Genomic DNA, 11,926 nt, shown 5'->3' on the forward strand with positions numbered 1-11,926 from the left:
AAATAAGTATCGTTATGAAACTATATATAAAATCATTAGAAACATATTTCATTTTAATATGTTCTTTTATCACGTTTTGTGTCAGTGCGCAACAAGATCCGCAATATACACAATATATGTACAATACTATGGCCGTAAATCCTGCTTATGCAGGGTCTACGGGTAGTTTAGAAGCAACGCTTTTACATCGTTCCCAATGGGTAGGAATATCAGGAGCACCTGAAACACAATCATTCTCAATTCACGGACCACTTGCAAATGAAAAAATTGGTCTTGGATTAAGTGTTGTCAATGATAAAATTGGACCTTCGAACGAGTTGTACCTGGATGGAAATTTATCTTATTCAATACCTCTTGGATATGAAAAGCGATTGGCTTTTGGATTAAAAGCCGGTATGCGTATGCTAAATATAGACTGGTCAAAAGGACGATATTATAACAACAACGATGTCCTGTTAAATCAAAATATTGAAAATCAGGCAAAGTTGGCTGTCGGAGCTGGTGTTTATTACTACACTGACAAATGGTATTTAGGACTTTCGGTTCCTTCTTTTATTCAAAGTAATTATTACGATGATGTGCAGGAATCTATAGATTATGATCGAATGCATTATTTTTTAATGGGAGGTTACGTGTTTGATTTGAATCCAAATTTAAAATTCAAACCGGCATTTTTAGTAAAAGCGGTGAGTGGGGCTCCAATTACGGCCGATGTTTCAGCAAACTTCATGATAGCCGAAAAATTTGTCATAGGTAGTGCTTACAGAACAGATGATTCTGTTAGTATACTGGCAGGTTTTCAAATATCGAGAAGCTTTTTCATCGGGTATTCTTTCGACTACACTATAAGTGAACTCAACAAGTATAACGATGGTTCACATGAAATCATTCTGCGCTATTCGTTTAATAAAGGTGAAAGCAAAATCAAATCTCCTCGATTCTTCTAAAAACAAAGTCTATGAAAAATATATATATCCTAAGTTTAGTACTGAGTTTTACGGTTAGTTTCGCTCAGACTAATTTAAAGAAAGCGGATGCCCTGTTTAGAAATTATTCATACGTAGATGCTTCAAAAGCCTACGAAGAAATTTTGCAAAACATAAAAAAGCCGTCAGCACAAACGTTAAAGAATACAGCAGATTCGTATTACTTTATTTCAGATGCAAGAAATGCACTTAAATATTACAAAAAGTTATATGAAGTTCAGGGAAATAATTTGACAGACATTTATTATTTGCGTTACATACAGTCTTTAAAAGGAGTAATGGATTATGATGAAGCAAATAAAGTGATAAAAGAGTATCTGGAAAAAAAGGGAGATAAAAACGAAATCAACAGATATACTGCCCAAAAGAAACAACTGGACAGTTTGTCTAAAACTAAATCTCTTTATAATGTAAAAAATCTCGATATCAATACCAGTAAATCTGATTTTGGGGCTACTAATTTTCAGGATAAAATTGTGTTCACATCCGCAAGGGATACCACAAAATTTAGTGAAAAATTATACACATGGAATAATCAGCCTTTCTTAAATCTTTATGTTGCAGAAAGAAATCCCGCAGACGGAAGTTTGTTTAATGAAAAATTGTTCTTAGCAAACGTTATGAGCAAGTATCATGAAGCAACAGCAACTTTTGACAGCAGTGGAAAGACTATTTATTATTCGACAAATATTGTCAAAAAAAATAAACTGGTTGTAGATGAAAATAAGATTAATAATTTTCAAATCATCAAAGGCCAGATAGTCGATAATAAATTAGAAAATTCCGAATCTGTGTTTTTTGACAGCAATGACTATTCAGTCGGACACCCTTCATTGAGTGAAGACGGAGAATGGCTTTTCTTTGCATCAGATATGCCTGGTGGTTATGGTGAAACAGATTTGTATTACGTAAAAATTGCGGCTGACGGTACTATGAGTTCTCCTGTAAATTTGGGGCCAAAAATAAATACACTTGGTAATGAAGTTTTTCCATTCTTTAGAAACGGAACTCTTTATTTTTCTTCAGACGGACATTACGGAATCGGAGATTTAGATGTATATGAAAGCATTTTTTTAGCCGATGGAACATTTTCTGTTCCTCGCAATTTAGGAGCCCCAATAAACAGTAATAAGGATGATTTTTCTTTTATTATTGATAAAACGGATAGTTTTGGTTACGTCTCTTCTAATAGAGAAGGAGGGAAAGGCGACGACGATATTTATTCTTTCACCAAAGGAAAACCGGTCTGCAACCAGAATATTTCAGGTATTGCTGTTGACAGAAAAACAAAACTACCTCTTACTGATGTTGTAATTATGGCATATAACTCTTATAGCGATGTTCTTGCAGAAACAAAGACAAATTATGAAGGCAAATATGCAGTTGTGGTTCCATGCGGTAAATCAGTCAAAATGATTGCTGCAAAACCCAACTATAGCAGTGACGATAAAACAGTAGAAACAGGAACCGAAAACGAAGGCGAAATTAAAAATATCAATTTTGAACTGAGCAACTACGACGATCTTGTTGTAAAGAAAAAAGGAGTAGAAAAAGTAGATGTTAACCCAATTTATTTTGATTATGATAAGTATGATATTACTCCGCCGGCAATAGAAGAATTGTCAAAAGTCGTTTTTATCATGCGTAAATTTCCTAACATCCGAATTAAAATTGAATCACATACAGATTCTCGCGGAAAAGATGCTTACAACCTCAAACTTTCTGACAACAGAGCTAAATCAACAAGAGATTATATTGTCTCTCAGGATATTGATGCCTCACGAATAGAAAGCGCAATAGGGTATGGTGAAAGTAAATTAGTCAATAAATGTAAAAATGGAGTTAAATGTACAGAAGAAGAACACTTGTTAAATAGACGTTCCGATTTTATTATTATTCAAAAATAATTCTATATTATGTCCTAATTGATTGATAATCATTGAGAATATAGAATATAAAAACCATTTGGAAGTTGGTTTTGATTCATTCTTTTAAGAATAATGGACAAGAAGAAAATCAAGTTGCATTTATTTGCAGCTTGATTTTTGATTTTTAAAACTTTTTGTTTTTGATGTTTTTCAACGAAAATAATCCTAATTTTGATTTAAAGTTATTCTAAAATACAATCCGCATCATTTTAATATTATATGACTATTCAAGAAACAATCCAGGCTTTAAGAAATGAACTTAACCAGCACAATTACAACTATTATGTACTTGATAATGCCACAATTTCAGATTATGATTTTGATGTTAAATTAAAAGAGCTTCAGGATTTAGAAAGTAAACATCCTGAATTTTTTGATGAGAATTCGCCAACACAAAGAGTAGGAGGAACAGTTACAAAGAATTTTAAAACAATTCCACATCAATACAGAATGTATTCTTTGGATAATTCTTATTCTAAAGATGATTTGACCGATTGGCAAAACCGTATTCAAAGGGTGTTAGGAAATGTCGATTTACAATATACATGCGAATTAAAATACGATGGAGCATCAATTAGTATTACATACGAAAACGGAAAACTAGTTCAGGCATTAACACGCGGAGATGGTTTTCAGGGTGATGAGGTTACCAATAATATCAAAACAATAAAGTCCATTCCCTTACAGTTAAAAGGAAATTATCCCGAGAAATTTGACATTCGCGGAGAAATTATCCTTCCCTATTCAGGTTTCGAAAAAATGAATCAGGAATTAATTGAGATTGGAGAAACTCCATACTCCAATCCAAGAAATACTGCATCAGGAAGCTTAAAGCTCCAAGATAGTGCAGAGGTTGCAAAGCGCCCTTTAGAATGTTTATTATATTTTGTAACAGGTAATAATTTACCTTTTTCTTCCCAGTTTGAAGGACTGGAATCTGCAAGAAAATGGGGTTTTAAAGTGCCAAATGAAGCAAAATTGGTCAATAATTTAGAAGAAGTTTTTGATTTCATTGATTACTGGGATGTACATCGTCATAATTTGCCATACGAAACAGACGGAGTTGTGGTGAAAGTAAACAGTATCCAACATCAGGAAGAATTGGGTTATACCGCAAAATCGCCACGTTGGGCAATAGCGTATAAATTCAAATCAGAACAAGTATCAACACAGCTAAAATCTATTTCATATCAGGTTGGACGTACCGGTGCCATCACACCAGTTGCAAATTTAAAGCCTGTACAGCTGGCCGGAACTATCGTTAAGAGGGCTTCATTGCACAACGCAGATCAGATTGAGAAATTGGATATCCGTATAAATGACACCGTTTTTGTTGAAAAAGGAGGAGAAATCATTCCTAAAATTATTGCAGTAGATTTAGAAAAACGGCCTGAAAACTCAGAAAAAACACATTACATCACCTATTGCCCGGAATGTCATACCGAATTGGTAAGAAACGTTGGTGAAGCCAATCATTATTGCCCAAATTTTTACGGTTGCCCTCCACAGATTATCGGACGAATCCAGCATTATATTTCGAGAAAAGCTATGGATATAGGAGGTCTTGGCGGAGAAACAGTAGCACTACTTTTCAAAAATGGCCTGGTGCATAATTATGCAGATTTATACGAATTAAAAGTAGAAGATATTTTGCATTTGGAAAGAATGGCTCAGAAATCTGCGGAGAATTTAGTCAAGGGTGTAGAAGAATCAAAACAAATTCCTTTTGAGAGTGTTTTATTTGCGCTCGGAATACGTTTTGTAGGCGAAACAGTGGCTAAGAAACTAGCAAAACATTACAAAAATATAGACGCATTGAGCAAGGCTTCTTTAATGGAGTTGATTTTGGTTGATGAAATCGGTGACCGAATCGCCAGAAGTGTAGTTGAGTTTTTTGAAAATGAAGAAAACAGAACAATAATTGAACGTCTGAAAAATTATGGTGTACAATTTGAAATAGTTGAAAAAATTAATCCCGATGCTACTGATAAATTTGTTGGAAAAACGTTTGTTGTTTCGGGTGTTTTTGCTCAGTTTTCAAGAGATGAGCTAAAGAAAACAATTGAAGACAACGGAGGAAAAGTAGGAAGTTCAATTTCTGCAAAAACCGATTTTGTTGTGGCGGGAGATAATATGGGGCCGGCAAAATTAGAAAAAGCCAATAAGTTAAAAATCCCAATACTTTCTGAGGAAGATTTTATAACTAAATTAAATGAAAGTGAATAAATGAAAGTGAATAAAGATAAAATCCTGTTCTGTACAATTAAACATATTGTGCAGAACAGGATTTTTTTATTATTTATGTTGAATATTTTCCTAGAAAACTAAAACAAAAAAACTATACAATAATTGATTTTCCCTGATTAGTGTGCGCTTTATCCTTATCAAAATAAAAATCTATCCTTCCTAAATTGATTCCATAGCAGCCAACCTGATTAACTAAAACATTTTCACCTGCTTTATTTTTTACAATTGTAGGTTTATCTAAAAATGTATGTGTGTGTCCGCCAATAATCAGATCAATATCCTGTGTTAATTCAGCTAATTTTAAATCACAGATTTTATCTTCCCCATTTCCATACTTATAACCTAAGTGAGAAAGACAGATCACCAAATCACACTTCTCTGTTTTCTTCAGTAATTGTGTCATATCCTGGGCAATTTCAACAGGATCATTATAAACAGTTTCCTTGTACATTTTTTTGTCAACAAGTCCTGCAAGTTCAATTCCAAGACCAAAAACGCCAACTTTTATTCCATTTTTATGAAAGATTTTATACGGTTTTACAAGTCCGTTCATGACCGTATTTTTAAAATCATAATTAGAGTTGATAAATTCAAAAGTAGCATGAGGCATTTGTGCATACAAACCATCAAGACCATTGTCAAAGTCATGGTTTCCTATTGTAGATGCATCATATTTCATCATACTCATTAACTTAAACTCAAGTTCACCACCATAATAATTAAAGTAAGGAGTGCCCTGAAAAATATCTCCTGCATCTAATAAGAGTACATTTGGATTTTCTTTTCGAATAGTCTCAATAAGAGCCGCTCTGCGAGAAACACCGCCTTTATTTGCATTACGCGGATCATCCGCCGGAAAAGGGTCGATATGACTGTGTACATCATTAGTATGCAAAACAGTTAAGTGTTTTATATCGTTAGTTTCAAAACTGCTCAAAGACAAACCTAAGCTTAATAAAGCAGTACTTGCAGCCGTTTTTTCGATAAATTCTCTTCTCTTCATTGGATATGTTTTTTTGCGTAAACGCGGGTAATTTATTTCTAGAAAATGTTATTCTTCAGTAATTCTGATATCTCTTGGCACCGGAATCGTATCGACTTCTTTAAAATAATCAATCAACACATCACGAAGTTTGTAGTTTAAATCAAATTTTTGAACATTCTTGGCAAAGAAACTCATATTGTCCCCGCCATTTGCCAGATAATCGTTTGTTGCAACATAATAAACCTTGTTGATGTCAAGAGACTTTCCCTGAACCTGAATATTTTTTGCCGTATTATCTTTAGCAATCGTAAAAGTCATTCCGGATAATGGCTGCGGTTTTTTCTCCTTAATTATATAGGCAGCAATATCTGCAATCTGCTCTCCTTTCATAGCCAGCACTACCAAATTGTTTTCAAAAGGCATGATTTCAAAAGCGGTTCTGCTCGTCACATTACCTTTTGGAAGAATGGCTCGGATTCCGCCATGATTTAAAAGGCATAAATCGATAGTTTTATTCTCACGTTTTTTGAAAACTAAATTTCCTCTTTTTACGCAAACATCAGCCATTAGGCAACCTATTGTTGTCTGCCATTTGCCAGTGCTTTTGTCTAATGTTTCTGGACAAAACGCCAAAACGCTGTCCAAATCTTTGTTGATATGATTACGATAAGGAGCAATAAAATTTTCAATTGCAGGAGTTTCTGCTCCTTTTTCATCGACAGGAAGCTGTTTTCCTTCTATCTTCGTTAAGTTGTAGTTTTTCTGACTGCAGGAAGTAATAAAAAAAACTGTTAAGAATATAACAAAAAGTTTTAAAAATCCGTTATACTTTTTTAGTTTTACCATCTTAAATGCGACTTAAATAATTAATTTTGTAATTCGTAAAAGTACTATGTTTTTAAATTATATAAAGGAATTTTTTGTAAAAAAATCATTAAAAAATAACTTACATAATGTAAAAAACGAAGTCTTTACAAGTAATGTGCAAACAATTGGTTTGCTGGTTGATGAAAGTGAATTTAGACATTCGGAAGAATTAATAAAAGAATTAATTTCCAATGGAATCAACCCTGACAGCATAAAAATTGTTGTGTACAGAAGTAAATTCGATAAGAAAGAAACCTATTTAAGACCAACTTTTGGTAAAAAACATATCAATTGGCGGGGAGAAGTGACCGTAGATTTTCTGACTGAATTTATTGACACAGAATTTGACCTTTTGATAAGTTATTATGATACCGAACAATCAATCCTGATGATGGTAACAAATAAATCAAAAGCGAAATTTAAAGTTGGTTTTGCATCAGTCGACAACAATTTAAACCGATGGATGATAGAAACCGCTATAGAAAATTATAAACTTTTCGTTTCAGAATTGTTCAAGTATTTAAAGAACATTAAATAAAAATATAAACTAGAATATGCAATCATTAATAGGAACTGGTGTTGCTCTTGTAACCCCATTTAAAAAAGATTTCTCAATTGATTTTGAAGCATTACAGCGAATTGTTAATTTTTCGATCGATGGAGGAGTTGAATATCTTGTAGTAATGGGTACAACAGGAGAAAATGCTACCCTGACACAAGCCGAAAAAGAATTGGTTATTAATGCAGTAATCGATTTTAATAAAGGAAGGTTGCCACTTGTACTTGGAGTGGGAGGTAATAATACAATGCAGGTTGTTGAAGAGTTAAAGACAAGGGATTTTTCTGCATTTGAAGCAATCCTGTCTGTTTCTCCTTATTATAATAAACCAACACAGGAAGGAATTTACCAGCATTATAAAGCAATTGCCGAAGCTTCTCCTGTTCCTGTAATTTTATATAATGTTCCGGGGAGAACCTCTAGTAATATGTTGCCATCAACAGTAATTCGTCTGGCAAATGATTTTGATAATATTGTAGCAATAAAAGAAGCAGCGGGAGATATGGCCCAGGCCTTACAACTGATTAAAAATGCACCAAAAGATTTTCTTGTGATTTCAGGCGATGATATGATTGCACTGCCTATTGTTTTGGCCGGAGGAGCAGGTGTTATTTCTGTAATTGGACAAGGATTTCCTAAAGAATTTTCAGAAATGATACGCTTAGGACTTAACAGAAAAGTAAATGAAGCTTTTAAAACACAATACTTTTTATCAGATTGTATCGATATGATTTTTGAACAGGGAAATCCAGCCGGAATCAAACAAGTCTTTAAATCGCTTAGTATTGCTGAGAACACCGTACGTTTACCATTGGTTTCAGTTGATGAATCATTAGCGGACAGACTAAATGATTTTGTAAAAAAAAGCATCAAAGTAGAGCAGGATTAAGGGTATTTTATTGTGCCAAAAAAATATTTTGTAGTAGCTAAATTAATAACTAAATTTGCCACCGGAACTTCGGTGTGATTTTGCTTTGGCACAATGCCTGAGTAATCATAATAAAAGTAATAAAATGAAAAAAATAGTATCCCTATTAATTGTTGTTGTCCTTTTTTGTTCTTGTAGTGATTACCAAAAAGCTTTAAAAAATGAAGATGTTGCGGCTAAGTTTGAGATAGCAACTAAAATGTATGAGGCAGGAAAGTATAATAAAGCGATTCGTCTTTTTGAACAATTAGCGTCTACTTACAGGGGTAAGCCTCAGGCAGAAAAATTGTTTTATATGTATTCTCAGTCTTATTACAAAACAAAACAATATTATTTGGCAGGTTATCAGTTCGAAAGCTTTGTTTCTGGATATCCACGAAGTGAAAAAGTACAAGAAGCTGCTTTTCTGGGTGCTTACAGTTATTCAAAGTTGTCACCTGTATATAGTTTAGATCAGACAGATACAGTAAAAGCTTTAGAAAAATTACAGGCATTCATTGATAATTATCCAAATTCAGAATATGTGCCTCAGGCAAATGAGGTTGTAAAAGACCTGAATGGCAAACTAGAGAAAAAGGCATACGAAAATGCAAAAGGATACAATACAATTTCAGACTATAAATCGGCTCTGATTGCTTTTGATAACTTTATTGCAGATTTTCCAGGAACACCTTTCAAAGAAGATGCATTATTCTACAAATATGATTCTGCATACCAATTAGCAATAAACAGTATTCCGTCAAAAATGCAGGAACGTTTAAATATAGCTAAAGTATCTTATAACAACTTAATTAAGTTTAAAAGCGATACAAAATATAAAAAACAGGCAGAAGAAATGAATGCCAGAGTTGAAACAGATTTACAAAAATTTACTAAATAAATAAAGTCATGGATTTAAAAAAGACGAATGCTCCTGTTAATACAGTAACTTATAATAAAACAGTTATTGAAGAGCCAACAGGAAATGTGTATGAGGCAATTACCATTATGGCTAAAAGAGCAAACCAAATTAATTCAGAAATAAAAAAAGAATTAACTGAGAAATTAGAAGAGTTTGCTACTTATAATGACAGTCTTGAAGAAGTTTTTGAAAATAAAGAACAAATCGAAGTTTCTAAATTTTACGAAAAATTACCTAAACCTCACGCTTTGGCAGTTCAGGAATGGTTAGACGGTAAAACATACCACAGAGGTTCAAACAAATAATAGTATAATGTCAGTTTTAAACGGGAAGAAAATTTTACTGGGAGTTTCCGGTGGAATTGCAGCGTATAAAACAGCATCATTAGTACGACTTTTTATAAAAGCAGGTGCACATGTCCAAGTGATAATGACACCTGCTTCTAAGGATTTTGTAACTCCACTTACGTTATCTACGTTATCAAAAAATCCTGTACACTCCAGTTTCTTTAATCAGGATGATGAAGATGCAGTATGGAATAATCATGTCGAATTGGGACTTTGGGCTGATTTGATGTTAATTGCTCCCGCTACTGCCAACACATTGTCTAAGATGGCAACAGGAAACTGTGATAATCTTTTAATTGCAACTTATTTATCGGCCAAATGTCCAGTCTATTTTGCTCCGGCAATGGATCTGGATATGTATAAACATCCCTCTACAGTCTCAAGTTTTACTGCTTTGAGACAATTTGGAAATGTTATAATCCCGGCAGAAAGTGGCGAATTAGCGAGTGGATTGTCTGGAGAAGGAAGGATGGCAGAACCTGAAAATATAATCGCATTTCTTGAAGCTGATTTAGAAAGTAAATTACCCTTAAAAGGAAAAAAAATATTAATTACTGCCGGACCAACATACGAAGCAATAGATCCTGTACGTTTTATAGGAAATCATTCTTCAGGAAAAATGGGTTTTGATATTGCAAATACAGCCGCAAATTTGGGTGCCAGTGTGATTTTGATTTCAGGACCAACTCATTACAAGGCAAAAAATGCAGCTATAGAGGTTATAAATGTTGTGTCGGCACAAGAAATGTATGATGCATGCCATATTTATTATAACGATGTTGATGTTGCCATCGCAGCAGCAGCAGTAGCCGATTATAAACCTAAGACAATTGCCTTGCAGAAAATAAAAAAATCTCCTGATGAGTTTGCAATTGAGCTTGAAAAAACGAAAGATATTTTATTATCCCTTGGTGCTATCAAACAAAATCAGTTTTTGATTGGATTTGCATTAGAAACTGAAAATGAAATTGAGAATGCTAAGTTGAAAATTCAGAAAAAAAACTTAGATTTGATAGTTCTAAATTCCTTGCAGGATGAAGGGGCCGGTTTTAAAAAAGAAACCAATAAAGTAACATTTATTGATAAGAATTTTAAAATCGAACCAATGGAATTAAAATCAAAAGAATCTGTTGCAGCTGATATTTTGAATAAAGTAATTTTGCATTTTTCGTAACAGCAATGATTTTAAAATCAAAAAAACTGAATTTAATAGCGAAATTTTAGTCGCTAAAAGCAAATAGTATCTTGGTATGAATAATAAAGTCGTTATTTTTTTAGTATTTTTTATTTTTGGTGTTACGCAGGCGCAACAGTTAAACTGTACCGTAACTTTAAATACTGAAAGGCTTCAAACTCCAAATCAGCAGGTTTTTAAAACGCTTCAGAGTTCTTTGTCTGAATTTGTGAATAAAACAGATTGGACGGGATCTGTTTTAAAACAAAACGAAAGAATCAACTGTTCGATGTATATCACTTTATCCTCATACAGCTCAAATCAGTTTTCTGGTACAATTCAAATCCAGGCATCAAGACTTATTTACAATTCAACTTATTCATCACCTATTTTCAATTTTAATGACAAGGATTTTAATTTCAGTTATACTGAATATGAGCCTTTGTTGTTTAATCCTACGGTTTTTGAATCTAATTTAATTTCTGTAGTTTCATTTTACAGCTATATGATTTTAGGTATAGATGCCGATACATTTCAGATGGGAGGAGGAACTTCTTATCTGGAAACTGCACAAAATATAGCAAACGTTGCACAGCAGGGAGGTTTTAAGGGCTGGAGCCAGACTGACGGACTTCAGAGCCGTTATTTTCTGATTAATGACATGATGTCTCCAACCTATAGTGATTTAAGACAGACAATGTTCTTATATCACTCTGGCCTGGATAATATGAGCCAGGATTTAAAAGCTTCAAAAGAAAAAATAAAATCATCGCTATTACTTATAGGAAAGGTAAATGCTGTTAAACCAAATGCTTTTTTGACCCGGGTCTTTTTTGATGCCAAATCAGATGAAATTGTTTCTGTTTTTTCGGGTGGGCCAAGCATTCCTATTACAGATTTAACAGATGTTTTGAATAAAGTTTCGCCATTGAATACCACTAAATGGTCGCAAATCAAATTTTAATTTGATTTTTGATTTTTACAAGCTTTCTTAACTTATATTT

11 protein-coding genes are annotated in these 11,926 nt (G+C 33.3%); 9 read left to right on the forward strand and 2 right to left on the reverse strand.

Features of this window, described 5'->3' with window-relative positions; genetic code table 11:
- Positions 1-14: 14 nt before the first annotated feature.
- The 3 genes from JOD96_RS00415 (at position 15) to ligA (ending at position 5,140) form a co-directional block, all read left to right on the forward strand.
- Positions 15-947, forward strand: coding sequence for a type IX secretion system membrane protein PorP/SprF (locus JOD96_RS00415; RefSeq protein ID WP_209562289.1), 933 nt, complete (start codon positions 15-17; stop codon positions 945-947).
- Positions 948-958: 11 nt separating this feature from the next.
- Complete coding sequence (locus tag JOD96_RS00420) at positions 959-2,893, forward strand: OmpA family protein (RefSeq protein ID WP_209562290.1); 1,935 nt, start codon at positions 959-961, stop codon at positions 2,891-2,893.
- Between the two features lie 240 nt (positions 2,894-3,133).
- Positions 3,134-5,140: an NAD-dependent DNA ligase LigA gene (gene ligA, locus JOD96_RS00425; RefSeq protein ID WP_209562291.1), complete on the forward strand. Its 2,007-nt coding sequence runs from the start codon at positions 3,134-3,136 to the stop codon at positions 5,138-5,140.
- 112 nt (positions 5,141-5,252) lie between these two features.
- Here the strand turns inward: ligA and JOD96_RS00430 are convergent, their stop codons facing one another.
- Positions 5,253-6,164, reverse strand: a complete 912-nt coding sequence (locus tag JOD96_RS00430; RefSeq protein ID WP_209562292.1) for a bifunctional metallophosphatase/5'-nucleotidase — start codon at positions 6,162-6,164, stop codon at positions 5,253-5,255.
- 48 nt (positions 6,165-6,212) lie between these two features.
- Entirely contained in the window at positions 6,213-6,992 is a 780-nt protein-coding gene (locus JOD96_RS00435) for a 5'-nucleotidase C-terminal domain-containing protein (protein ID WP_209562293.1), read from the reverse strand.
- Between the two features lie 46 nt (positions 6,993-7,038).
- Here JOD96_RS00435 and JOD96_RS00440 point away from each other — a divergent pair, with 46 nt between their 5' ends.
- The 6 genes from JOD96_RS00440 (at position 7,039) to JOD96_RS00465 (ending at position 11,886) form a co-directional block, all read left to right on the forward strand.
- Positions 7,039-7,551, forward strand: a complete 513-nt coding sequence (locus tag JOD96_RS00440) for a DUF6913 domain-containing protein (protein ID WP_209562294.1) — start codon at positions 7,039-7,041, stop codon at positions 7,549-7,551.
- Positions 7,552-7,567: 16 nt separating this feature from the next.
- Positions 7,568-8,461: a 4-hydroxy-tetrahydrodipicolinate synthase gene (gene dapA / locus JOD96_RS00445; RefSeq protein ID WP_209562295.1), complete on the forward strand. Its 894-nt coding sequence runs from the start codon at positions 7,568-7,570 to the stop codon at positions 8,459-8,461.
- Between the two features lie 124 nt (positions 8,462-8,585).
- Positions 8,586-9,380: an outer membrane protein assembly factor BamD gene (locus JOD96_RS00450; RefSeq protein ID WP_209562296.1), complete on the forward strand. Its 795-nt coding sequence runs from the start codon at positions 8,586-8,588 to the stop codon at positions 9,378-9,380.
- A gap of 8 nt (positions 9,381-9,388) precedes the next feature.
- The gene (locus JOD96_RS00455; RefSeq protein ID WP_209562297.1) at positions 9,389-9,706 is read left to right on the forward strand and encodes a DNA-directed RNA polymerase subunit omega; all 318 of its coding nucleotides are present in this window, start codon (positions 9,389-9,391) and stop codon (positions 9,704-9,706) included.
- 7 nt (positions 9,707-9,713) lie between these two features.
- Positions 9,714-10,922 (forward strand): bifunctional phosphopantothenoylcysteine decarboxylase/phosphopantothenate--cysteine ligase CoaBC, encoded by a 1,209-nt coding sequence (gene coaBC, locus JOD96_RS00460; RefSeq protein WP_209562298.1) that lies wholly within the window; start codon positions 9,714-9,716, stop codon positions 10,920-10,922.
- A 76-nt stretch (positions 10,923-10,998) separates the two neighbouring features.
- Positions 10,999-11,886: a DUF4835 family protein gene (locus JOD96_RS00465; protein WP_209562299.1), complete on the forward strand. Its 888-nt coding sequence runs from the start codon at positions 10,999-11,001 to the stop codon at positions 11,884-11,886.
- Positions 11,887-11,926 lie beyond the last annotated feature (40 nt).

Source organism: Flavobacterium sp. 1355, from assembly GCF_017833415.1.
Taxonomy (GTDB): domain Bacteria; phylum Bacteroidota; class Bacteroidia; order Flavobacteriales; family Flavobacteriaceae; genus Flavobacterium.

Coding starts and splice junctions, on each gene's coding strand:
- JOD96_RS00435 (WP_209562293.1), bottom strand. CDS start 6,992: ATGGTAAAACTAAAAAAGTATAACGGATTTTTAAAACTTTTTGTTATA.
- coaBC (WP_209562298.1), top strand. CDS start 9,714: ATGTCAGTTTTAAACGGGAAGAAAATTTTACTGGGAGTTTCCGGTGGA.
- JOD96_RS00430 (WP_209562292.1), bottom strand. CDS start 6,164: ATGAAGAGAAGAGAATTTATCGAAAAAACGGCTGCAAGTACTGCTTTA.
- JOD96_RS00450 (WP_209562296.1), top strand. CDS start 8,586: ATGAAAAAAATAGTATCCCTATTAATTGTTGTTGTCCTTTTTTGTTCT.
- JOD96_RS00415 (WP_209562289.1), top strand. CDS start 15: ATGAAACTATATATAAAATCATTAGAAACATATTTCATTTTAATATGT.
- JOD96_RS00440 (WP_209562294.1), top strand. CDS start 7,039: ATGTTTTTAAATTATATAAAGGAATTTTTTGTAAAAAAATCATTAAAA.
- JOD96_RS00420 (WP_209562290.1), top strand. CDS start 959: ATGAAAAATATATATATCCTAAGTTTAGTACTGAGTTTTACGGTTAGT.
- ligA (WP_209562291.1), top strand. CDS start 3,134: ATGACTATTCAAGAAACAATCCAGGCTTTAAGAAATGAACTTAACCAG.
- dapA (WP_209562295.1), top strand. CDS start 7,568: ATGCAATCATTAATAGGAACTGGTGTTGCTCTTGTAACCCCATTTAAA.
- JOD96_RS00455 (WP_209562297.1), top strand. CDS start 9,389: ATGGATTTAAAAAAGACGAATGCTCCTGTTAATACAGTAACTTATAAT.
- JOD96_RS00465 (WP_209562299.1), top strand. CDS start 10,999: ATGAATAATAAAGTCGTTATTTTTTTAGTATTTTTTATTTTTGGTGTT.